General features: G+C 63.8%; 19 protein-coding genes. 6 read left to right on the forward strand and 13 right to left on the reverse strand.

The window, feature by feature from the left end:
- The first annotated feature begins 245 nt into the window (after window positions 1-245).
- Genes JJ896_15525 through JJ896_15540 form a run of 4 tightly spaced genes read left to right on the forward strand, consistent with a single transcriptional unit; the run spans window position 246 to window position 4,559 of the window.
- Window positions 246-1,685 carry a nucleotide sugar dehydrogenase gene (locus JJ896_15525; protein ID MBO6781065.1) on the forward strand — a complete coding sequence of 480 codons (1,440 nt, stop codon included), beginning with the start codon at window positions 246-248 and terminating at the stop codon, window positions 1,683-1,685.
- Complete coding sequence (locus JJ896_15530) at window positions 1,682-2,671, forward strand: NAD(P)-dependent oxidoreductase (protein MBO6781066.1); 990 nt, start codon at window positions 1,682-1,684, stop codon at window positions 2,669-2,671. The genes JJ896_15525 and JJ896_15530 overlap by 4 nt, the downstream gene beginning before the upstream one ends.
- Window positions 2,668-3,882: an aminotransferase class I/II-fold pyridoxal phosphate-dependent enzyme gene (locus JJ896_15535; GenBank protein ID MBO6781067.1), complete on the forward strand. Its 1,215-nt coding sequence runs from the start codon at window positions 2,668-2,670 to the stop codon at window positions 3,880-3,882. Before JJ896_15530 ends, JJ896_15535 begins: the two co-directional genes overlap by 4 nt.
- Window positions 3,879-4,559, forward strand: a complete 681-nt coding sequence (locus tag JJ896_15540) for an acylneuraminate cytidylyltransferase family protein (protein ID MBO6781068.1) — start codon at window positions 3,879-3,881, stop codon at window positions 4,557-4,559. The genes JJ896_15535 and JJ896_15540 overlap by 4 nt, the downstream gene beginning before the upstream one ends.
- Window positions 4,560-4,570: 11 nt before the next feature.
- Here the strand turns inward: JJ896_15540 and JJ896_15545 are convergent, their stop codons facing one another.
- The 13 genes from JJ896_15545 to JJ896_15605 all read right to left on the reverse strand — a co-directional run bounded on the left by JJ896_15545 (window position 4,571) and on the right by JJ896_15605 (window position 18,918).
- A complete protein-coding gene (locus JJ896_15545; GenBank protein ID MBO6781069.1) occupies window positions 4,571-4,804 on the reverse strand; it encodes a hypothetical protein in 234 nt (77 codons plus the stop codon).
- Window positions 4,805-4,942: 138 nt separating this feature from the next.
- On the reverse strand, window positions 4,943-6,175 hold the full coding sequence (locus tag JJ896_15550) for an N-acetyl sugar amidotransferase (protein ID MBO6781070.1): 1,233 nt from the start codon (window positions 6,173-6,175) through the stop codon (window positions 4,943-4,945).
- A gap of 129 nt (window positions 6,176-6,304) precedes the next feature.
- Window positions 6,305-7,249, reverse strand: coding sequence for a polysaccharide deacetylase family protein (locus JJ896_15555; protein ID MBO6781071.1), 945 nt, complete (start codon window positions 7,247-7,249; stop codon window positions 6,305-6,307).
- The gene (locus JJ896_15560; GenBank protein ID MBO6781072.1) at window positions 7,249-8,232 is read right to left on the reverse strand and encodes a hypothetical protein; all 984 of its coding nucleotides are present in this window, start codon (window positions 8,230-8,232) and stop codon (window positions 7,249-7,251) included. Before JJ896_15560 ends, JJ896_15555 begins: the two co-directional genes overlap by 1 nt.
- 154 nt (window positions 8,233-8,386) lie before the next feature.
- Window positions 8,387-9,094, reverse strand: coding sequence for an SDR family oxidoreductase (locus tag JJ896_15565; protein ID MBO6781073.1), 708 nt, complete (start codon window positions 9,092-9,094; stop codon window positions 8,387-8,389).
- 5 nt (window positions 9,095-9,099) lie between these two features.
- Window positions 9,100-10,377, reverse strand: a complete 1,278-nt coding sequence (locus JJ896_15570; protein MBO6781074.1) for an acyl--CoA ligase — start codon at window positions 10,375-10,377, stop codon at window positions 9,100-9,102.
- Window positions 10,364-10,630 carry an acyl carrier protein gene (locus JJ896_15575; protein ID MBO6781075.1) on the reverse strand — a complete coding sequence of 89 codons (267 nt, stop codon included), beginning with the start codon at window positions 10,628-10,630 and terminating at the stop codon, window positions 10,364-10,366. Before JJ896_15575 ends, JJ896_15570 begins: the two co-directional genes overlap by 14 nt.
- A complete protein-coding gene (gene hisH / locus JJ896_15580) occupies window positions 10,623-11,282 on the reverse strand; it encodes an imidazole glycerol phosphate synthase subunit HisH (protein ID MBO6781076.1) in 660 nt (219 codons plus the stop codon). The genes JJ896_15575 and hisH overlap by 8 nt, the downstream gene beginning before the upstream one ends.
- Window positions 11,279-12,139, reverse strand: a complete 861-nt coding sequence (hisF, locus tag JJ896_15585) for an imidazole glycerol phosphate synthase subunit HisF (protein MBO6781077.1) — start codon at window positions 12,137-12,139, stop codon at window positions 11,279-11,281. The genes hisH and hisF overlap by 4 nt, the downstream gene beginning before the upstream one ends.
- 62 nt (window positions 12,140-12,201) lie before the next feature.
- On the reverse strand, window positions 12,202-15,378 hold the full coding sequence (locus tag JJ896_15590; GenBank protein MBO6781078.1) for a hypothetical protein: 3,177 nt from the start codon (window positions 15,376-15,378) through the stop codon (window positions 12,202-12,204).
- Between the two features lie 123 nt (window positions 15,379-15,501).
- A complete protein-coding gene (ispG, locus tag JJ896_15595; GenBank protein MBO6781079.1) occupies window positions 15,502-16,581 on the reverse strand; it encodes a flavodoxin-dependent (E)-4-hydroxy-3-methylbut-2-enyl-diphosphate synthase in 1,080 nt (359 codons plus the stop codon).
- 616 nt (window positions 16,582-17,197) lie between these two features.
- Window positions 17,198-18,253 (reverse strand): rhomboid family intramembrane serine protease, encoded by a 1,056-nt coding sequence (locus tag JJ896_15600; GenBank protein MBO6781080.1) that lies wholly within the window; start codon window positions 18,251-18,253, stop codon window positions 17,198-17,200.
- On the reverse strand, window positions 18,250-18,918 hold the full coding sequence (locus JJ896_15605) for a rhomboid family intramembrane serine protease (protein ID MBO6781081.1): 669 nt from the start codon (window positions 18,916-18,918) through the stop codon (window positions 18,250-18,252). The genes JJ896_15600 and JJ896_15605 overlap by 4 nt, the downstream gene beginning before the upstream one ends.
- A 784-nt stretch (window positions 18,919-19,702) precedes the next feature.
- Here JJ896_15605 and JJ896_15610 point away from each other — a divergent pair.
- Entirely contained in the window at window positions 19,703-21,877 is a 2,175-nt protein-coding gene (locus JJ896_15610) for a transglycosylase domain-containing protein (protein ID MBO6781082.1), read from the forward strand.
- Window positions 21,878-21,889: 12 nt separating this feature from the next.
- Entirely contained in the window at window positions 21,890-22,609 is a 720-nt protein-coding gene (locus JJ896_15615) for a UDP-2,3-diacylglucosamine diphosphatase (protein MBO6781083.1), read from the forward strand.
- Window positions 22,610-22,650 lie beyond the last annotated feature (41 nt).

Below are 22,650 nucleotides of genomic sequence, written 5' to 3' on the forward strand. Positions count from 1 at the left end.
ATGGTCGTGCCAGCAGCGGTCATGGACGATGCGGTCCAGCCGCACCCGAGCCGCGGCGCTAACGAACGGAAAACCGGCGCACGGCTGCCGGCAAAGCGGCAATGCCTTCCGGCAAATCGGACAATCCAACCGGCGGAATTCGCTGCAGCAGGCCTGCCGGTGCCAGCAAACGGCCTGGGTGAACGATGCGGGAGGGCGCCGCCCCTGGCCCTGCGGCGGGTATCGCTTTTGCTTTTCGCGTGGGTATGGATATTTCTGTCACTCCCATCGCGCGCTCGGGGCGCCGGACTGCCGGCGTCGGCCAGGACTCAACCACCATCTGCGTGCAGGGTCTGGGATTCGTGGGCATCGCGATGGCCACGGCCGCCGCCGAGGCTGTCGGACCCGACGGCCGTCCGCTCTACCGGGTGGTCGGCGTTGAAAAACAGGGACCGCGCGGCGAACGCATTGCCGGCGACATTCGAGCGGGCATTCTTCCCATCGCCACGACGGATGCACGCCTGCATCAGGCCTTCCATGAGGCTGTCGCCCGCGGCAATCTGACGGCCACGACCAATCCGGCCGTCTATGCGGAGGCCGATGTGGTGATCGTCGATATCAACCTCGACGTGCAGCTGGAAGCGAATCCGCCCACGGCAAATCTGTCATGGATCCGGGACGCGGCGCGCACGATCGGCCGGCATATCCGCCCCGGGGCACTGGTTTTGGTCGAAACGACCGTGCCGCCGGGCACCTGTGAGCAGGTCATCCGCCCTGCGCTGGCCGAATCGCTCACCGAGCGCGGCCTGGACCCGGGCACAGTGCACATCGCCCATTCCTACGAGCGGGTCATGCCGGGGCCGCACTACCTGGATTCGATTGCCAACTACTGGCGCGTCTACGCGGGCCTCACGCCCGAGGCCGCCGACAAATGCGAGACGTTTCTGAAGTCCATCATCAACACGTGCGACTATCCGCTGACCCGGCTCGCGAGCACGACGGCCTCCGAGATGGGCAAAATCCTCGAAAACACCTATCGGGCCACGACAATCGCTCTCATGGACGAGTGGGGCCGGTTCGCGGAAGCTGCGGGGGTGGACCTGTTTGAGGTGATCGACGCGATCCGCATGCGCCCTACGCACGCGAACATGCGGCAGCCCGGTCTTGGCGTGGGCGGCTACTGTCTGACCAAGGATCCGATGATGGCAGGCATCGCGGCGCGTCAGATACTCGATTTGCCTGACGCACGATTTCCCCTGTCAGAGATGGCGGTGCGCACCAACCAGCGCATGCCGGAGGCGGCGATTGACCGGGCGCGCACGCTGCTTGGCGGATTTGCCGGCAAACGTGTGCTGCTCTGCGGGGCCTCGTACCGGTCCGACGTGGCCGACACGCGCTATTCCCCCTCCGAGACGTTCTATCGTGGTGCGATGGCGGAGGGAGCGGCCGTCACGGTGCAGGACCCGCTGGTCACGCATTGGGACGAACTGGGCCTCGCGCCGACCGCTGAGATCCCGGAATGGCACCGATTTGACGCGGTCATATTCGCCGTGGCGCACGCGGAGTACGGCGAAATCAACTTTTCCCACCTGCCCGAGAACGGTTCGACCGTCTTTTTGGACGCCAACCGGGTGCTTTCACCTGCGCAGGTCTCCCACATTCGATCCGCCGGCTACGAGCTGGCTTTCATCGGCCGAGGCACATGAAGAAAATCCTGATCACCGGCGGCGCCGGTTTCATTGGCTACCACCTGGCCAGGCACCTGCTGGAAACCGGGCACGAGGTGGAACTGCTGGACGATTTCTCCCGCGGCGTGCGCGACGACGCCCTGGTCGCCCTGTTCGAACACCCGGGGCTTTCTTTGCGCTCTGCGAACCTTTTGACGCAGGACATGGACGATTTGCCCGCGGACTATTCGGCCATCGTGCATCTGGCGGCGATGATTGGGGTCGCCCACGTGATGCGGCGGCCCTATCGCGTGTTGACGGACAATGTGCGCATGCTGGACGCTGCGCTGGCCATCGGGCACAGGCAAAACGATCTCGACCGGTTCCTATTCGCGTCTACCAGCGAGATCTACGCCGGAACGCTGCGCAGCATCGGCATGACGATTCCGACGCCAGAGAGCACATCGCTCGTATTGCCCCCGCTGACTGAAGCGCGCACATCCTACATGCTCTCGAAGGCCTACGGCGAAGCCATGTGCTTTCAGTCTGGCCTACCGTGCACGGTTTTCCGGCCACATAACGTATACGGCCCGCGCATGGGCCTCAGCCATGTCATCCCGGAGTTGCACCGCAAAACGCGCGATTTGCCGGTGGGCGGCGTGCTTGAGGTCGCGTCGCCCGAACACCGGCGCACGTTCTGCTACGTGGAGGACGCGGCGCGGCAAATCGCCGCCATGTTGACGGGCGATGTTGTCGGAGAATCCCTGAATCTGGGTCAACCGGGTCCGGAAATCCCGATGCGTAAGCTGGCAAAAACGCTTTTGCGGGCTATCGGTCGGTCCGATGTCGAAGTGCGCGGCCTGCCGGACACGCCGGGCTCACCCACGCGGCGATGCCCGGACATGAGTCGCACATTCGACCGGCTGGGCCTTGCACCGGGTGTATCCTTGGAAGAGGGGCTGCGCCGGACCACCAGCTGGTACGAAGAACACGTCTTTTCGGGCGCGGGGGTCAGCGCGGTATGATTCCCCTGGCCATCCCCAACATGGCGGGCAACGAGGCCCGCTACCTGGCCGAGTGCGTCGAAACCAACTTCGTTTCGTCCGTCGGTCGATTCGTCACGCGGCTTGAAGAGCAGTGTGCCGGGATTGCCGGTACGCGTCGGGCCGTGGCTACCTCCGCCGGCACCACCGGCCTGCAGCTTGCGCTTCTGGGCGTCGGCGTGCGTCCGGGCGATGTGGTCATAACTCCCGCCCTGAGCTTCATCGCCACGGCCAACGCCGTGCGCCATTGTGGAGCCGAACCCTGGTTCGTGGACATCGATGCGGACTCCTGGTCGCTTTCGCCGGATCAACTTTCCGAGGCCCTGGAGGCGCAGGGGCGGCGAACTGCAGATGGATGGGTGCATCGCCCGTCCGGCCGCAGGATCGCTGCCATTTTGCCGGTGCACCTGAACGGAATACCGGCACTAATGCAGGAATTACGCGCTATTGCGGACCGATTTGACGTGCCGCTGGTCGCCGATGCCGCCGCAGCCATCGGCGCGTCCCTTCACCATGGGCAATTGTTCGATCTGGCCGACGCATCGGTCTTTTCCTTCAATGGCAACAAGACGGTCACCGCGGGAGGCGGCGGCTGTGTGGTCACGAATGACGAGCAGGTCGCCGACCGCATGAAGCATTTGTCGACGACCGCGCGCACCGGGCCGGACTACGATCACGACGAGGTCGGCTTCAATTTCCGCATGACCAACCTGCAAGCGGCGGTAGGCTGCGCGCAGTTGGAGCAGGTCGAAACGTTTTTGGCGCACAAACGCACCATCCAGGAGCGGTATGACCGTGCGTTTGCCGGCACGCTGGGCGCATCCCCGCACATCGACTATGGCACATCTGCCTGCTGGCTGTCCGTGGCGATGACCTCGGGACTCGACGAGACCCGAAGCCTTATCGCCGGGCTCGCTGAGCGCGGTGTAATGGCCCGCACGTTTTTCAAGCCGCTGAACCGGCAAATCCCGTATGTCGACGCTCCTTCCGAGGCCACCCCGGTTAGTGACCGGATCTGGGGGCGCGTGCTGACGCTCCCCTGCTCGACGGGCCTTACGGAGGCGGAGCAGGAAACGGTCATCGCCGCCGTGCACGACGCAGTAGGTGCACGGGTCGAAGCCGGCGCCGAGTTCGAAGCCGGCGCCGGGGCGGCCGAAACGCTCGCTACCCACTCGGATTCAAGGGCAGCATGAGCGTAATCGGACTCATTACCGCGCGCGCCGGCTCAAAGCGCATTCCGGACAAGAACGTCCGAACGCTCGGAGGCCGGCCGCTCATCTGCTGGACATTCGAGTCGGCAACCGAGGCCCGGTCGCTGGACCGCGTCGTGCTATCGACCGATTGTCCCTACATGGCTCATCTGGCCCGCCAGCAAGGGGTAGAAGTACCCTTTCTGCGGCCTGCCGAACTTGCGGGTGACCACTCCAGTCATGACGACGTGGTTCGACATGCCGTCGAAGCCCTCGAGGGGGTCGAGTGGGTGGTGCTGCTGCAGCCCACATCGCCCTTTCGATCCGCAGGGGACATTGACGCCGCCGTGGAGCTGGCCCGCCGCACGGGCGATGCCGTCATTGGGGTAGCCGAGGCGCCGGCACCGCTGGCGCTCATGTGGCAGCCGTCCGCCGCGGGCACGCTGCGGCCGCTGCAATCGCCAGACGGCACCTACATCCGGTCGCAGGACCAGCCGCCGGTGTACTACACGAACGGGGCACTGTACGTGTTTAGCCGGGAGCAGGCCGTCGGCGGCTCGATACTTGAGTCCAGACTGCGCCCCTACGTGATGCCGGCAGATCGTTCGCTCGACATCGACACGCTGGAGGATTTTGACCGCGCGGAGTTGCGGTTTGGCGGGGTGAGAAGGGCTGCCTGACGGTCCCTAAGCTATGGTGAGACTAGCGGAAGCGTCGCACCCAGCCCGTAGCCTTCCAAGTACCGCGGATTTGTGGCGAGGTCACGGGGTCCGGTTTTGATGCTCCCGACGAGATGTCGCACAGGATCAAGCACTGAGTCTTCCGGAATGTCCAAGGCTGCATCCTGCTGCATCGCATCCTCGACCAGACGGAGCACGGTCTCCTTGGCAGATAGGCCCTCTCTCGCGGCGAGGCGCTTGATCATGTCTTTTTGTTCTCTGGTCAGCTTCATTCCGAACCAGACAGGCTTTTGCTTGGACATTCTCCTGTAGAGGATTCGCCTTCGAAAAAAGTAACGGAGTGAGGTGTTGCAACGTTCCAGCCGGGAGTTGCAACCCAGGACTTACGCTGCCTTCCGCCTCACATCATCTGCCCCCGTCCCACCAACCGTGTGACGCAGCTTCCAAGCCCCATCCACCTGTGTCCACAGGTGCTTGGGCCGGAAGCGATCGGTGATTTCGTGGAATTGCTCCTCGGGCAAATCGAGGTATTCCATGACTTCCGAGAAGTACCGGTCGGGGAATTCGCCGTCGAAGCGCTCCACCAGTGCGATGCCCTCTTCGCGGGTCAGATGACCGTTGCGAATCTCCTGGCTCGCCTCATAGGTGGCGCGGCCGATTCCAAATTTGATATACGTGGTGTAGTAGTGCAGGTCGTCGATCTTGTCATCGATCGAAATGTACTTGGAGTAGGTGCCCTGCGTGCGGAACGGGCGGGCCTTGAAGCCGGTGTTCTCCACCGCGTAGTAATAGATCTCCTGCGGGATCCACTTCAGGTAGTAGCCCAGGTAGTGCACCTCGAACTCGCGACCTTTCATCTGGTCGGGGCTGACAGGCAAATAGGGCTGCAGGTCGGCAAGTGACACGCCGTGCTGCTCCCGCAACTCAGCCACCGTCACGCCCCCCAGGGCCAGATCGTCCAGATTGTCGTAGGTAAAGAACGATTTGTCGCGGAGAGATGTCTGATTGTCTGCGATGGGATTGCCGTATTCGGCTTCGTTCTCTCCGTAGAAAATGAGCGGGATATCCAGATCGACCGCGAGCCGCGGGGCGAGGTTCTTCTGCCCTAGAATGAACGTCTGGAACGGGTGATACAGGTTCTCGATGGAGAGCTTCGTGAGCAGCTTCATCACCCGTCCATTGCGGCGAAAGCTGATGTTGTCGAAGCCACCGACATCGATCCAGTTCTGCCAGTTCTTGAGGCCGTACTCGGTGTACAGGATGGGCGGCCAGGTCACCGTGAGCGGGTTCATCCCATACTTGTACTTCAGGATGTGCGCCTGAAACGCCGAGTCCTTGCCTCCCGAACCGGGCACCAGGCAGTCATATCGACCGTCGCTCCGGCGATGCTTGTCCAGCAGTCGGACCAGTTCTTCCTCCCGCTTTTCCCAGTTGATGGCCAGCTTGTTGTCGGCAGTGCGACATGCATCGCAGATGCCGTCGTCGTCGATGTTCATCGTCGGCTTCTTCTGCTGCATGGTGTGCTTGAATTCAGGCACACTGGCAGGCCGCTGGTTCGAAATGACACAGCGCTTGCAGAAAATGACCTCTTCAGGCAGGCCGTACGTGTTCTCCATGGGAGCGATCGGGAAAAGTGAATCCGGTATCACTCCCGCGGGGGCAAAGGCCGTGCCGGGGCGCTGGCCGGCGGCCGTGCCGGGGCGATGGCCGGCGGCCGAAGACTCCGCAGTCTCGGCGTCCTGCCCCTACTCGAACGGAATCTGATTCGTATCGAACCGCGGGAGCAGATAACGATGGTGTCGGTCCAGATCGGCCGCCTCGCCTTCGTCCGCCAGAGCCAGCAGCCCCAGCGCACAATCGAACTGCTCAAGGACGCCGAGCAGCCCCTCGTTCCACCCGCCGTAGGGGTAGCACATGACCCAGAAATCGTCCACCGGGCTACCGATTTCCCGCAGAAACGCCAGCGAGCCCTCGATTTCCCGCCGCTGGGTCTCCTCATCCACGGAATTCAGCCAATAGTGCGAATCGCCGTGTGAGCCCACATACATCCCGTTTTTCTGCATGTGGCGCAACTGATCGACGCTGCAGTACAACTCCCGCGCAAACGCCTCCTCACTCACACCGACGTGACGAGCAAAAAGATCACGGGCGATGCGGCCGCGCAATTCCTCAGGCAGCGCCACCTGCAGCATGCGCTTCACATAGATGGTCTCCGGGTCGTCGAATACGAACGTTTTTGCCCACTTTGACCGGTATTCCGACGGTTTCTGGAGGTCATATTCGTCGCGGTGCGCATCCACCGCTTCATCCACCTCCCGACCCAGCGTCTGCACATCCGCGCTGGCCAGCACGAAATGCACCCGGTTGACGTCCAGCAGTTCGCGCCGCACGGCAGGCCCCACAGGAGGAAAAAACGCTGCCGGCATACCCCGCTCTGCAAGCATGGGAAATGCGACCGTGTAGTGGTCGATATACCCGTCGTCAAAGGTCAAAAGTGCCGCATTCGGCGGCAGATCGTCCCCTGTCCGCGCGGCGTGAACCACCTGCGCCATACTTACCGGGGAAAAATGACGGGCGATGTGGTCCAGCTGAAAGCGGAAGGTGTCGATTGACCGCCCCTTGATGCCCGGGTAGCGGGAGTGCTCAAGCTCCCGGACATAGTGGTACATAATGATCGTGACGCGGCGCATCAGAGGCGGTTCGGACGGTCCTGATCCGTATCGCCGCGCAGGAGACGGATGGGCAGGGAGCCGGCCCCGGCCTTGAAAGCCATGCGCAGCGGCACGTTGCGTTGTTCGAACGGCTCGAAATAGTTGGGCAGGACGAGCTCCGCATGCTCACGAACCTCCACCCAACCCGGTAGCGCCTCGTCCGGCACGCCGTAGTGGACCAGGTCCAGATACGCACATTCCTGCTCACGCGTCAGGGCGCGAAGCGCGGGGGTACACGATGCGAGCGCGCCCGCATCGCCCACGAGATCTACGATTCTCAGGACGGCACCCTTGGGCGAATCGACTTTGCGCAGGACCAACAGGGCGTCGTCGTTGTGCGCGAACTGATACTCGTACCAGGGGTGCTCCGCGTAGCGTGCGCGCAGGTAGTCCAGAGACTTGCGCGGACGGCTCGCCACGGGCGGCAGGTTTTCCGGCAGTTTGCGGGTAATTGTCAGTTTTCCTGCGCCCGATGCGTGCTCGCGCGCAACATCGGGCACACCGCCCGCCGGCCCATCCGGGCCGATCTCGGGAAACAGCGCCGCGTGCGCCATCGGCCCCACGGTGTAGCCCAGCGCCCGGTAAATCGGCACCACCATGTCCGAAATGCCCACTGCGCAAATCAGATCTGGCCGCCGAATTCGCTTTACCGTGTTGAGGAGTTGCAGGCCCAGCCCGGGTGCAGCGGCGTCATCGCGCACCTTCCACACAGCGAGCGCCAGGTCTTTCCAGTCCGCGGCCGGATCGAATCGCCGGAAGGGAATAAAGCCCAGAAGCCCCAGCAATTCTCCGTCGCGCAACGCCAGCACGAAGGTCAACGCCTCGGCATCATCGGGATCCTGATGTTGCCATCGCAGGAGTTCCGGGTGTCGCACAAAGACGTGCCCTTTCTGCCAATGCGTATCCAGAAACGCCAGAATCGCGGCCTCATCGACCTTTTTGGCCTGTCGGATCTCCATCATCGCGCCAGGACGCGTCCGGACTCGGCGGGGGCGGCCGGGGCTGCAGGGGCGGCGGGGGCGGCGGGGGGCGCCGGGGACGCCGGGGCGGGGGCCGCCGGGAACGGGACGGCGGCGGGGGCGGGGGCGGGGGCGGCCAGGCCGAAAATTCGCATACTCACGCGGTGCTGCCCCCATCGACCGTGAGCACTGTGCCCGTCACCCGGACGGCGTCCTCCGAGAGCAGCCAGGCCACCGCCGCTGCGGCATCATCGACCCGGGCCAGCCCGAGCGGCGCCCTGCGCCGAATCGACTCTAGCTTCTGCCCTTGCAGGTCGGCCGTCATATCGGTCTCCATGTACCCGGGTGCGACACAATTGACCGTCACGCCGGCCTTTCCAAGCTCCCTGGACAGGGACCGACTGAACCCCTCCAGACCGGCCTTGGTTGCCGCGTAGGCCGCCAGGCCGCTGAATCCGGTCTGCGCAGTGATGGAGGAGATATTGACGATGCGACCTGTGCCCCGCACCAGCATCGACCGGCACGCATACTTGGTGAGCACCATGGCCGCTTCCAGGTTGACGCTCAGTAGCGCGCGGATCTCCGAGGTGTGCATGGTCGCCAGCAGACCGCCGTTACCAAGCGCAGCATTGTTTACCAGCCCGTACAGCGGGCCGTGCTCGGCGGTGATCCGTTTCACGAGCGATGGGATTTCCGCAACATTCGACAGGTCGAACGGCAAAAAAGCGGCACCCGTCTCGGCATAATCATCCGTCAGCGACCGGCTCACTCCGACGACACGGAAGCCGTCCTTGAGCAGCCGATGCGTAATGGCCAATCCCAGGCCTCTGCCGGGGCCGGTCAAAAGAACCGTGCGTATGTCCATCCGGATCAGCGAGCCAGTTTGCCGGAAGCGTTCAGGGCAAGATCCGGCACGACGGTCACAGAAACCGGCACCTTGTGTCGCTCGAGCCTGGAGCCGGCATGGGCGGTGACGGCTGCTTTCAGTGTAGCCACATCGTGGTCGGGGCGGGCCGGAACGATTTCCGCTGCCACCAGCGCCCCGGTGAACGGGTTGGACCGCGCAAACACCCGGGCAGCCAGCACGTCGGGGTGGCTCAACAAGGCGCGCTCGACCTCCTCAGGATGCACCTTGTTGCCCCCCACGTTGATCACCCCCGAGGCCCGGCCGAGGAAATGGACACGGTCCTCCGTGACCAAGACGGAATCGCCTGTATCGACCCATCCTTCTGCGTCCCGGACGCGGGCCTGGTTATCCCCGATATAATGGTGCCCGACCGACGGGTTCAGCACCCACAGGCGGTCCTCCTGGACCCGTAGCCGGATGCCGGGGTTCGGCGGCTGATCGAGAAATGCCTTGGGAAAACCCGCTTTTCCGTCGTTGACCGAAAAGCCGACGCCTGCCTCCGTCGATGCAAATATGTGGGTGATGCGGGCCTCCGGGTACCGGCCACGAAGAGCAGATAGCACGGCAGAATCGGCTATTTCGCCGCCAAGAGTGATTTGCCTAAGGGGCAGATCGCCCGCTGATGGGCTCATCAGAATGTTGCGCCAGAGCGTAGGCGTTCCACTGAGGTGCGTGCACCCGTTTCGGGCCAGAAAATCGATTTGCCGGTCGAGGGCCTGCGATCGGTCGGGGGCCAGCAGCACGCCGCCGGACAGGAGCGCCTGCAGCGTGACCTGCAGGCCGGCAAATCGTGCATAGTCGTAGAGCAACCCCCAGCGAAACGCAGGCAGATCGGTCCTGGTGGTGCGGGTCAGGCTCTCCAGCGTGTGGGCCACCAATTTGGGAGTGCCGGTTGTGCCAGAGGTGGGGATGGCCCAGATGGTGCTCACCGACCGGGCCCCGTCAGAGGACGATTCGCCCGGCGGCGTGGCGGATTGCGCCTCCGCAGCCTCCCACAACCGGGTCGTTTCGGCTTTGGAGAGCGAATCGGGCAGCAGCACGATGGTATCGACCGCGCCGTCGAGCGCGGCCAAAAGAGGGATGGCCTCTAGCGGATCTTGCGCTTGCACCGCCACCACCCGATCCGCCCCTGGCCCGCCGGCCTGCGCATCCAACGACTCGACGGTCAAGTCGCGCCGCGGGCCCATCGCCAGTACATCACCGGGGGACCTGCCGGCCCGGATGCGGTCACGCAGGGGCATGTGCCTGATAGAAGTCGACAAACTCGCCGAACGTCTGCGGATAGAACGGCTCCGCGGACAGCGTGAACGGGTCGTAGCCCAACTCATCTTCCAGCCGGGTGACCAGGATGGCAAAACCCAGCGAATCGAGTCCGGTCTCCAGCAGCACCGTGCCGTCTTCAAGCACAGGCGCGGCTGCCCCGTCATTCATTCCCTGAAAGGTCGCGGCAAAAATGTCCTGAATGCGCTGGCTGAGACGGGTCCTGTTAGACATGGGCAGTTACCTGCTCGATCCAGTGCCGGTAAATCCTGAGTCCGGCCGGACCGCTTTTTTCCGGATGAAATTGTGTGGCGAAGAGAGATCCCACGGAGAATGCAGCCGGGAATCTCGCCGAGCCGTGACGACTGTACGCGGCAACTGTCGACGGGTCGACCTCCGCCGCAGCAAACGAGTGCACAAAATAGAACGGCTCTTGCTGGTCGAGGCCTTCAAGCGGCGAATCGTGCCACGCCGGTCCTGGTTCGAGGCGTCGCCACCCCATGTTCGGCACCCGCGCCTCGGAGCTGTCGAGCTCCTGCACGGTGCCCCGAAGCACGCCTAGTCCCCGGCATGTGGAGAATTCGCCGCTCGACTCCAGTAGCAGTTGTTGACCGAGGCAGATCCCGAACACGGGCAGGCCCTGCCGTACGGCGCTGCGCACGGCATCGGCCATGCCGGTGCGATCCAGCTCTGCCATGGCATCCGGAAAGCTGCCCACGCCGGGAAGAACCAGGCCCGCGCAGTCGTCAAACTGATCGGGCTCGCAGGCCATGATTGGGCGCGCACCGCAGTGCTCAAGCCCGGCTCGCACGCTGAACAGGTTGCTGAGTCCGGTCTCGACGATGCCGATCACCGGGCCGTGCGCGGTCGGTGCGGGAGTACTCATGCTGCGAAGGCCTCCCGGGTGTCGACTCCTGCTTGGGTCAGGGACCGCTTGATGTCCGGCAAGTGAACGTCTCCGAACTCCTTGAATCTGACCCCTGTGTGCAGAAACGCACGATTTCCCGACTCGGACGCATCTAGTGTGTCGCGGGCTGTCTCATGGGTGCGTGCGGCATAGTGCAACACACTGGCTACCGCGGCACCTTCTGCCGCCGTGTCACGGAGCACACGGACGATGTGATCTGTGGTGCCGGCACCTCCGTGGGCAATGACGGGCACGTTCACTACATCCGCGATGGCGCGGGTCAACTCCAGATCGAATCCCTGCCCGGTGCCTTCCCGATCGACGGAGGTGATGACGATTTCCCCGGCCCCTCGGGACTCGGCCTCCCGCGCCCAGGACACGACTTCAAGCCCGGTCGTTTCGCGGCCGTTGTCGGTGTAGGCGAAATAGTCGTCGCCATCCTTGATGGCTTCGATAGCCACTACAATCGTGGAGGACCCGAATCGGCGGGCGGCCTCCGAAATGAACCCGGGATTTGCCACCGCAGCCGTATTGATCGCGACCTTGTCTGCGCCGGCCCTTAGTGCCGCTTCGATGTCGGCGATCGTGCGCAGGCCCCCTCCGACGGTGATAGGTATGAAAATACCCGCCTCGGCTGTCGCGGTCACGATGTGCAGCAGGTTGGACCGGCCGAACAGACTGGCGACGACGTCCTGGTAAAAGAGTTCGTCGGCACCCTCCTCGTAGTAGCGCCGGGCCAGCGTCGCGGGCGATCCGACCACCCGGAGTCCCTCCAGGTGAATGCCCTTGACCACGTTGGGCCCCTTGATGTCGAGCCGGGCGATAACCCGTTTCATGCGGCGGCGGTGTTGCTCGCGCTCACAGACCCGCAGTCCGGATCGGGGGTTCCCTTTCCCGCTCAGGCGGGTTTTCCGGTCCCGGGCAGTCTCGGATCTCGAGGGCGGCGCTCTGCGGGACGATCTGCCCCGCCGATCAGCTGCACATCCTGTACGGGGAATCGCACAGTAAACGTCGAACCGACCGCTTTTTCGCTCTGAACGTCGATTTCGCCGCCCAGGAGTTCGATCAGGCCGCCTAGAATGGCCAGACCGAGGCCGGTTCCGTTGTGCGTCCGGTCTTCGCCTCCCGACTCCTGCTGGAATTCGTCGAACAGTCTGGGCAAAAACTCCTCATTGATCCCGATGCCGGTGTCCTGCACGGAGATCTCCAGCGATGCCTCGTGGCCTTGCCTGGAGACGTTGACGTTGACGTACACACCGCCCTTCTCGGTGAATTTGACGGCGTTATCGACCATGGCAAAAAGCACACGCATCAGTGCCCGCCGGTCTGTTTCCACCATGACGCGTGATGTGCCGCGAACCCGGAGGAAGAGGCCACATTCGCCGGCCCGCAGCCGCAGCGGCGACACCACTTCTTCGATGGTCTCCGATAGATTTACCGGTTCTATGAACAGCTCCCTGGTGCCGGCGCGCAGCATCGCAAGCTCCAGCAGATCATCCAGGGCGCCCATGAGTCGATGGCTGGACTCGGCGATGATGTCCAGGAACTCACGACTTGACGATCCGACCGGCCATTCGTCCTGAAGTATGTTCGTGAAGCCGAGAATGGCTGTGATGGGCGTGCGCAGCTCGTGCGATGTCTTGGCGAGGAACCCGTCCTTAAGACGATTTGCCTCGGTCAATTTGCTGTTTGCCGCCTCCAGCTTGCGGCGATAGACTTTTTCACGCTCCAGCTCGCGGGCCTGCGCCATAGCCTTTTTCTGGGCGCGAACCATGACCTGGTACCGGTACATGAACCAGAACAGGCAGACCGCCATGCCGAAGTAGGTCGCATACGCCCACCAGGTGCGCCAGAGCGGGGGCGCAATGGCGAATCGGAACGTAACCGGCTCCGTGGCGACGCCTCGGTCGTCCCTTGCGCGGACCTGAAACTCGTAGTCGCCCTCCCACAGATCCTCCGGCTGAATCAGTGTAGACGTTGACCATGGGCTCCACTCGTCCTGCCCGGGCACCACACGCCACGAGTAGTTCAGATTTGCCGCGTCCGAGGGATACACGGCCGACACGCGGATCGAAAGTTCGTTTTGGCGCCAGGACAGCTGCAATGCCTGTTCCGCCGACGTGGAGATCGCTCCGGATTCGTGCGCGGTCAGGCCACCGAAGAGCAACCGGCCGTCCCGGCGTCTTCGTACTTCTCGCAGGATGACCTCAAACGGTGCCTCGGCGGTGTAGTCCACCTCGGACTGGTACCGCACCACGTGGCCGTTCCTGTTAAACCACAATGCCCCCGTCGAATCGGTCGCCAGAACCTCGTGCCGTGAACGTGTGTAGCGCAGGGTTGGCGTGGATGTCAGCGTATACCCGCGCGGACTGAGCGTAGCGACCTCGATGCGGTCGGCGTACCCGATCCAGACCCGGCGATCGGGCCCCTCCACCAGGTCCCAGACCTCGTTGTTGCCTGTCGCCCGATTCTGCGGGCTCAGGTCCTCATCGCGTACAAACCAGCCCGCGGCCAGTTTGTAGATGCCCTCGGAGTCGTCCGCGTAGACACGAATCAGCCCATCGACCGTGACAACCTCAAGGCGATCGTCCGCCGGCAGGCCATCTGCCTTGCCAAAGGGCATATGCTCCCATCCGAGCGCTGTGCGCGCCAGCCTGGAAAGGCCGGACGAGAGTGTCGTGTACCAGATGTCCTCCCCCGAAACCGCGATGGATCGCACATCACCCGTACTCCAGACGTGTGCCACGGTGGTGTCTTCGACCAGCGCCAGCCCCGTGCGGTAACCCGCCGCGACTCCATCGCCATAAGCCGCCAGGGCCAAGACCTGCTCGTCTGGCAGCTTGACCGCTATCAACTCGTCATTTTCCCAAATCTGGAGGCCCTGATCGGTGCCGACGTAGAGCCGGCCGTCCGCCTCGGCCACCATATACGTGCGCCGGTCTTCAAGAAGACGCGTCGGGGCGCCGGGCGATGTAATGTCGGTAACTTCCAATCCGCCTCCGCCCGCCACGAACAGCTGCGAGTCATTGACATGGACGTGGCTCGCCGCGTCCAGCTCAAGATTCCCCCACCGGGTCGAAACGCCGGGTGACTCAAAAAACAAGACGCCGTTGTTCTGGGTGGTCGCCAGAAAGCCGGAGGGGCGCACGTTGGTGATCGCGGTGATGTGATCATCCGGCAGCCCTGTATCGGCGGTTGTTCGACTGGTCACTTTGCCGTCCAGGGTCATCCCGATGAGACCTGCGCCCAGGGTGCCGAGCATGAGTTCACCCGTAGCGGAGCGTGCACTCGAGTAGAGCCAGTATTCCTGGAGCAGGTTGTCCGCCTCGGTGGCGACGGGCGTGACCCGCCCCTCCCGCATCCGGTAGAAGCCGTGGTCGCGCGTGCCGATGAACCAGTCCTGGCCGTCTTGCTCGAGCACAAAGACTCGCATATCGGCAAAGAAGTCGCCGCCCGGGACGAGGGTTGTTTGGCCATGCTCGTAGAGCACCAGGCCGACGCCTCGTTCGCGCAGGACCAGACCCACGCCGGTCATGAACGATGTGTGGTAGCTGGCCTCCGAGTAGGTCGTGTGCAACTCGTTGCCGTCCCAGACAAAAAGATGGTTTGGCGCCTGGAAATAGACGTTTTGCCCGTCCGCGCGGGTAGTCCAGACGTTGCCGAATCCCGCGTCCGTCTCGGGAATCATTTCGCTCAGACTGACGAATCGAAAGCTGATCGAATCGGGCACGAGATAGCCAAATTCACCCTGGGCACCGGCAAATACGCGATTGCCCGGGCCGACAGCGAGCGATCGCACGGCGGTGGCTCGCGGCGTGGTCACCACTCTCCAGTCGGAGCCGTCAAAAACCAGAATGCCGCGACCATTTGCGACAAATACGCGGCCGGATTCGTCCTGTACGGCGTCCCAGTTTTCGTTCGACTCGGCACCCCAGACCGCCAGGTCCGCGTAGGTGTAGGCGAGACTGTGCTGCGGCGCAGCGGCCACGGGCAATGTGGCGCGTACCGACGGGTCAGCCGGGGAAAACGGCTGTAACGATGCCGTCTGCGCGCCAACCGGCAGCGACAGCAGCATCCCGACTGCAACAAGTATGATCCTTCGCGAGGTGATATCCGCTGGGAGGTTGGGCTCGCTTCACCAGCGGTATCGGCGTTTGGAGGTCGTACTTGAGCCCCGGCTGCCGCTCGAGCCTGCTGCCTACTCCCAGTCCTCGATCGTCTGCATGATCGCGTCGACGATCTCGCCTTCTTCGACCGTACGGAGGATTTCCCCCTTCTTGAATAGGTGGGCGCGGCCGCGACCCAGCGATACGCCCAGATCCGCGCCCGCGGCTTCTCCCGGGCCGTTGACTGCGCAGCCCATGATGGCCACACTCAGGTCCTTGTCAAACTTGCGCTTGGCTACGGCTTCCTCGACCTGCTCGACAATCGGAAACATGTCGCCGGCGAGCCGACCGCACGTGGGACAGGCGATGATGTTTACACCGGGACGGCCGAGTCGAAGCGCCTTGAGAATCTTGTGGCCGACGTCGACTTCGTGCTCGGAATCGGTAGCCAGAGAGACGCGGATGGTATCGCCAATGCCTTCGGCGAGCAGTGCCCCGATGCCGATGGAGCTCTTGATCGTGCCCGATTTCAGGGATCCAGACTCGGTGACACCCAGGTGCAGTGGGTAATCGGTACGCTCCGCCAGCAGCTTGTACGCCTGGATCATGAAAAACACGTCCGAGTGTTTGACCGAGATGACCAGATCTTCGAACCCGTTCTTGGTGCAGATCTCGACGTGGCGCATCGCGCTCTCGAACAGCGCCTCAGGCTGCGGATAGCCGTATTTGTCGAGAATATCCTTCTCGAGCGAGCCGGAATTGACGCCAATTCGAATGGGCAAACCGGCCTCCTTGGCGGCAATTAGTACCTCACGTTCCCACTCCTCTTTGCCAATGTTGCCCGGGTTGATCCGGACTTTGGCAACGCCCGCGTCGATGGCCTGCAGCGCGTATTTGTGGTTGAAGTGGATGTCGGCGACGATGGGCACCGGACTCCCCTGAACAATGTCCCTGAGCGCGTTGGCGTCTTCGGGCCTGGGGACGGCTACACGGACGATGTCGGCTCCGGCCTCTGCAAGGCGGGTGATTTCCTCCAGCGACGTCGTCACATCGTGCGTCTTGGAGGTGGTCATGGACTGAACCGAGATCGGCGCGCCGCCACCGATCTGGACTCCACCCACGTTGACGGGGCGCGACACGCGGCGGGGACGTTCTACAGCCTTGACTTCCATGCGATACGAGAGATGAGATTAGGTCTGCAATGCGGGTGGGCTGCGCCGGGTCCGCAGTTAACCGAAGCTTCTAGCCGGTTGTCGTGGGTCCCTCCGGGGGCCGGGATCCCGCCGAGGGCCGGGGTGCCGCCGGGGGGCTGGGGGTCCCGCCGAGGCCTGGGGGTCCCGGCGGGCGAATTCCAATGCCGGGCCGCCTGCCGCGGCGCTGAAAACACACACCCCCCGTTCCGAGGATCCGAGATCCCGGGATAAATCAACCAGAGCGACCTCTCACAGGCCTCGAAATCGTGGGTTCACGGCAAAGAGCGATTCTCCTGGGGCGCTTTCGGCCATGGCGGATTATCCCGCTTGAGCGGGAAAAACTCGAATTACCGTGAACCCCCGAAAACGGGCCGTGGGGAGGGGTGCTGTGAACGATCCATCCTCGGATCTGGACCCCTCCAAACCCCCATGGTGTTGTTTTCAGGTAGTCCGAGTCCGCTCGGCGACTCCTCCCGAACGAGCGCCAGCCGGGTAATCCCAGCGACTCCCAATGGACCAGCGCCAGCCGAGCAATCCCGGCAACTCCTCCTGGACCAGCGCCGCCCGGCCAATCCCGGCGGCACCTCCCCAGAGGCTAGTTCCCGGACGCCTCGTACAGCTTGCGCTTCTCTTCCGGTGTCAGCGAGTCGTATCCACGCTCGGAGATCTTGTCAAGGATCCGGTCGATATCGTTCGAATCGCCGCTTCCGGCGCGACCTCCACCGTCGGCCCGACCTGCGCGTGCGGAGCCGCCCCCCGCATCGCCCGTTCCCTGCGCCCCGGAGCCGCTTCCGGCATCGCGCGAAGATCCGTCCATGCGGATAATGCGCGCCGAGACTCCCGCACCATCACCGCCGGCCGCCTTTTTGCGGCCACGGGACGCCAACCAGGACTCCATGCGCTCGAGCGTGGAACCGCCGGAGGTGGAGCCACCGCGGGCACCGCGGCGCGAGCCGCCCCCGAACAGTCCACCACCGAAGAACACCCGCGCCCACCCCGAACCGTCACGGCCCATGAGCCGCAGTTTGGCGTAGGCAAATCCGGTAGCGGCCCCGCCGAAGTGGGCCGAAATAGACGTTCCGCCGGCGGCCAGGAACAGGATGTCCAACGCCAGCAGGCCGATAACGATATAGCGAATCGGGACGACGCCGATGAGGATCAGCCCGATCGACTTGAAGGGATAGAGCGTCGCCACTGCTGCCATAACACCGAGCACCGCCCCGGAGGCGCCGTGCACGACGGCACCAAACAGTGGAGAACCGGGAAATGCACCCTTGAGCAGCACCGTGAGGAGCGATCCGCCCAGGGCTCCATACACATAAGCGGCGGTCAGTACGTGGGGCCCCTGGAGCTCCTCCAGGTCCCGGCCGATCCACCACAGCCACAGCATATTGAACCCGACATGCAGCAATCCGCCCAGGCCCGGCTGCAGATGCAGGAAGGCATACGTGAGCAGCTGCCAAGGCTCAAACAGAATGCCGGGCACTCCGGGGTTAAGCGCCAGATGGTTCCAGACAAACTCCCGAACCGGCTCGATCAGGACCAGCGGGAATTGCCAGACCAGATAGAGCACGACATTGATCGCCACGAGGGTGCGCAGCGCCACCGGCTGGGACGCATACCACAGACGAAACCGCTGCCAGCCACTCACCAGTACATCCTCCGCTCAGGCTGAATCGGCAATTTGCCGCGCCAATACTGGATCAGGAGAAACGCGAAGAGCATGCCGCCCAGATGGGCGAAATTCGCAATGTTCGTCCCGCCCTGCACGCCGAGATACAGCTCCAGAATGCCGAACAGGATGACGAAGTACTTGGCCGGAATCGGAAACAGGAAGTACAGGTAGATGGGCTGATTCGGAAACATCATTCCGAACGCCATGAGCAGGCCGAAAACCCCTCCGGAGGCACCCACGGTCGGGTAGAACTCGCCCGAGAAGGTCACGACGGCCAGCTGAATCAGGCCCGCGCCGACCACCGACACCACGTAGAACACCAGAAAGCGATTCGAGCCCCAGGCATTCTCAAGCTGCACGCCGAACATCCACAACCCGAACATATTGAACAGGATGTGCGTGACTCCAGCATGCAGAAACCCGTAGGTCAACAACTGCCAGGGCCAGAATTGCCCGCTTCCCGGCAGACGTGGTGTGCCGGAGAAGTCCAACGGCCACAACGCAAACCAGTTGGTCAACAGGTAATTCGTGCTCGGCACGAACTGCGCCAGAAAGACCAGCCCATTGATGATCAGCAGGTTCTTGATGACCGGCGGAAACGCCGAGAAACCAAGATTGGGCTGGTAATTCTGTTGGTACATCTAGAGAAGTCCCCCGAAAGCCGTGAAATTCGGCCCGTCAGGAGAGACTGGGCGGGTTTCAAACGTATGAGTATAGCGTGCGCGCAATACGCGAGTTGCGCTTGGCCGGCGCCGAACCACGCAGGCACCCCCTAAAGGTTTCTGACCGTCATTGAACGAACCTTCCTACCATAGCCTCGACATCCTCGCCGCGCCTTTCGGCAGGGATGAATCGGGCGATGTGCTCCTGCCGGAGTACAGGACTCTGGCCAGCATTCTGACAGAGTTGGGGATCGAGTCTGCTGAGGAAGCGCCAACAACGCCGAAAACCCACCGTTCGGCACCCGCAAACGCTCCCGCGCCCATTAGGGAGAGACGGCTTTACCCGCCGCCTGCTCCTACCCCTCAACCGGCGACCAACGCGCCACCGGCTCAAGCGCCCGAGCCGGTGGACGCGTCGCCGGCGTATCTGCGCCCGGACGGCCCCGCGTCCCAGGCGGCCCGCCCGTCGCACGGCGCCGCACCCGCCGGCCGTCCGACCGCCCCGGCACCTCGGCCCACCGCCCCGTCGCACCGGGGCACCCCGGCACCCCGGCAGACCGCCCCGCAGCACCGGGGCGCCCCGGCACCCCGGCAGACCGCCCCGCAACACCGCACGCGCCCACGCAGACCCAACGCCCCCGCTGCGCCGCGCCGAAAGCACCGCAAATTCCGGCTCTGGCACGGCGCGGCGGCCCTCGCAGGCACCGTCGCCTTCGTCACCATTGTCGCCGCGCTCTGGATCAACGCGCAGGCCAAGGAGGTCATGCGCACCTTACCCCCAGTGCGCATGGACCTGGCGGCCGAATTGCCGGTCAAATCGTACATCTATGCGGCGGACGGTAGCCAACTGGCTGAAATAGGGCGGGAAAATCGCATTTATGCGGATTTGAGCGACATTTCGAGCCACGTGATCGATGCGCTCCTGGCTACGGAGGATCGTCGGTTTTTTGAGCACACGGGTGTCGACTACAAACGATTGGCCCAGGCGGGATGGGGCGCGATCACGGGCAAGGAGCAAGGCGGTGCCTCGACGCTGACCATGCAGTTGGTCCGCAACGTCTATCCGGAAATCGGCCGGTTGCCGCGGCGCGAGCGCAAGGTGCGCGAACTGCTGATGGCCCAGAAAATCGAGCAGGTGTACACCAAGCGGGAACTGCTCGAGCTGTACCTCAACAAGATGAGCTTCGGACGCGGCGCCCACGGCATCGAGTCTGCCGCCCAGACTTACTTCGACAAACCGGCCATCGAGCTGGAGCTCCTGGAGGCCGCGCTGCTCATCGGCATTCTGAAGGGCCCCAGCTTCTACGATCCGGTCCAGCACCCCGAGCGTGCGCTAGAGCGTCGACGCGTGGTCCTGGTCTCGATGGCGGCAGACCGGAAACTGTCGGAGGGCGTCGTGCAGCGTTTGGCCAATGAGCCTCTCGGCCTGCGTCTGGCGCCACGCCAGATCCTGAGCGATACCGCTCCGCACTTCACCGAGTACGTGCGACGCGAAATGGAGACCTGGGGCCGCGCGAGCGGATTCGACATCTACCAGGACGGCCTGCGTGTGCACACCACCATCGACCCGTACATGCAGGGCCTCGCCCAGCGCGTGGTCGATCGCCGCATGAGTGACCTGCAGGCCGCCGCGGGCCGAGACTGGGCCGCTCAGGGCCAACCGTTCGCGGCTTTCTGGAACGAGCACCCCTCGTTCGAGGAAAAGCTGATTCAGCGCTCGGATCGATTCGGTCGCCTCCGGGCACGAGGCGTCTCTCCTGGCACTGCCTCCTACCAGCTGCGCAACGACCTGGCGTTCATGGACAGTCTGCACGCTGCCAATACCCGTCTGGAAACCGGGCTTGTTGCGCTCGACCCATTCACCGGCCGTGTCATGGCCTGGGTCGGCTCCCGCGACTTCTCCGTGGATCAGTACGACAAGGTCGCCGCGGCTCGTCGGCAGCCGGGCTCCACGTTCAAACCGATCCTGTACGCTGCGGCCCTCGAATCCGGGTACATGCCGGACCATCTGGCGGAAGACGTCATCCAGACGTACTACCCCGCCCCGTACTACCGGCCCTGGCGGCCCACCAATGCCGGCGGCGGCGCCTCCGGTACGGTAATGACGCTCAGGCAGTCCCTCGCCAAGTCAAAAAACACGGTTTCTGCCCGACTGGTACAGCAAGTCGGCGCCACCCGCGTGGCCGACCTGGCTCGCCGCATGGGCATCAAGTCGGATCTGTTGGAAGTCCCATCGCTCGCACTGGGCACCAGCGAGGTCACGCTGCTCGAAATGGTGTCGGCCTACGGCACGTTTGTCGCCCAGGGCATGCACTATGCCCCGGCCGTGGTCAGTCGCGTCGAGGACGCGCAAGGCAACGTGATTGCCGATTTCAGTCCTGTCGGACAACGGGCGATGCCCTCGCAGCACGCCCATACCATGGTCGAAATGCTGGAGGACGTGACCCGCCCGGGCGGCACCGGCTCCGGCCTTTCAGCCCGCTTCCCCATCCCGGGAGAGTGGACGGGTAAAACGGGAACTACCCAGGACAATACCGACGGTTGGTTCGTCGCCCTGCACCCCGAATTGGTGCTGGGAGCGTGGGTAGGATTCAACCAGCCCATCGTTCGTTTCCAGAGCGACTACTATGGGCAGGGCGCCCACAATGCCGGCGTGGTCGTTGCCGACTATTTGCAGGAGGTGGTGGGGGATCCGATGTCCGGTGTCGGTCCCGCGCGATTCCGGGCGCCGGCGGGGTATCGCACTCCGGACGCGCCCGCCGACCCGTGGACCGGCGGCCTTGTTGACGAAGGTCGGCGCTGGGAATTCGAGGAAGAACTGAATCCTTTGCATGACGCGGACGACGTGGCCCTCGACCCGACCGTGCAGACAGGACCACGACCGGCGCCGAACCGGGGCGCCACCAGCCGACCGGTGCGAAAACGCCTCGTGTGGTAGTTTCGCAGCTACCTGACCCTTTTCGTCTCCGATATTCACTTTGACCACGCGCCGCCACAGGGATACGATCTCCTGTCGGGCAGCCGTGAGGCCGAGCGGGACCTCATCGCCTGCCTGCGCCACCACGACCCGGAGCGAGTGGTCCTGCTCGGGGATCTGTTCGACGCCTGGATCGAATACCGCGACCTGATTCCCAAGGGTCTGACACGCCTGTTGGGTCTGCTTGCCGAGATGAGCGATGCGGGCCGCGAGGTCCTGGTGTGCGTCGGCAATCATGATCCGTGGCACCGGGATTACATGGAGCGGGAGCTCGGATTTGAGGTGCTGCGTGCGTCGCAGGTGCGGACCTGGCACGGCCGACGGGTTCGATTTGGCCACGGGGACCAGGAAGGAGCCGGCGGATTGTCTTTGTGGCACCGGTTTATTCGCCATCCGTGGGTACATCGACTATATGCAGAGGTGCTGCCGGGCAGTGCCGGGCTTTCGCTGGCGCGGCGTTGGAGCCGTGCCCTGAAGGACGACCTGGAGCCGGAGGCGATCGCATCGCTGCGAGCGTCGGCCCAGGCGGATCTGGCCGCTGACCGGGCGGATCTGGTCGTCTACGGGCATGTGCACCACCCCGAGCATTCCGGCGACTACATCAATACGGGGTCGTGGGCATTGACGCGCACGTACGCGATGCTGGACGGGCAGGGCGCGAGACTCTTGACCTGGGAGCCGCAAAACTCCTGACGCGCTGATCCGTATGGGGGGCTCGGAGCCGACGTCCCCTC

It is taken from the genome of Rhodothermales bacterium (genome assembly GCA_017643395.1).
Classification (GTDB): domain Bacteria; phylum Bacteroidota; class Rhodothermia; order Rhodothermales; family UBA10348; genus JABDJZ01.

Coding starts and splice junctions, on each gene's coding strand:
- JJ896_15525 (MBO6781065.1), top strand. CDS start 246: ATGGATATTTCTGTCACTCCCATCGCGCGCTCGGGGCGCCGGACTGCC.
- JJ896_15530 (MBO6781066.1), top strand. CDS start 1,682: ATGAAGAAAATCCTGATCACCGGCGGCGCCGGTTTCATTGGCTACCAC.
- JJ896_15535 (MBO6781067.1), top strand. CDS start 2,668: ATGATTCCCCTGGCCATCCCCAACATGGCGGGCAACGAGGCCCGCTAC.
- JJ896_15540 (MBO6781068.1), top strand. CDS start 3,879: ATGAGCGTAATCGGACTCATTACCGCGCGCGCCGGCTCAAAGCGCATT.
- JJ896_15545 (MBO6781069.1), bottom strand. CDS start 4,804: ATGATCAAGCGCCTCGCCGCGAGAGAGGGCCTATCTGCCAAGGAGACC.
- JJ896_15550 (MBO6781070.1), bottom strand. CDS start 6,175: ATGGAGAACACGTACGGCCTGCCTGAAGAGGTCATTTTCTGCAAGCGC.
- JJ896_15555 (MBO6781071.1), bottom strand. CDS start 7,249: ATGCGCCGCGTCACGATCATTATGTACCACTATGTCCGGGAGCTTGAG.
- JJ896_15560 (MBO6781072.1), bottom strand. CDS start 8,232: ATGATGGAGATCCGACAGGCCAAAAAGGTCGATGAGGCCGCGATTCTG.
- JJ896_15565 (MBO6781073.1), bottom strand. CDS start 9,094: ATGGACATACGCACGGTTCTTTTGACCGGCCCCGGCAGAGGCCTGGGA.
- JJ896_15570 (MBO6781074.1), bottom strand. CDS start 10,377: ATGCCCCTGCGTGACCGCATCCGGGCCGGCAGGTCCCCCGGTGATGTA.
- JJ896_15575 (MBO6781075.1), bottom strand. CDS start 10,630: ATGTCTAACAGGACCCGTCTCAGCCAGCGCATTCAGGACATTTTTGCC.
- hisH (MBO6781076.1), bottom strand. CDS start 11,282: ATGAGTACTCCCGCACCGACCGCGCACGGCCCGGTGATCGGCATCGTC.
- hisF (MBO6781077.1), bottom strand. CDS start 12,139: ATGAAACGGGTTATCGCCCGGCTCGACATCAAGGGGCCCAACGTGGTC.
- JJ896_15590 (MBO6781078.1), bottom strand. CDS start 15,378: ATGCTGCTGTCGCTGCCGGTTGGCGCGCAGACGGCATCGTTACAGCCG.
- ispG (MBO6781079.1), bottom strand. CDS start 16,581: ATGGAAGTCAAGGCTGTAGAACGTCCCCGCCGCGTGTCGCGCCCCGTC.
- JJ896_15605 (MBO6781081.1), bottom strand. CDS start 18,918: ATGTACCAACAGAATTACCAGCCCAATCTTGGTTTCTCGGCGTTTCCG.
- JJ896_15610 (MBO6781082.1), top strand. CDS start 19,703: ATGCGCACCTTACCCCCAGTGCGCATGGACCTGGCGGCCGAATTGCCG.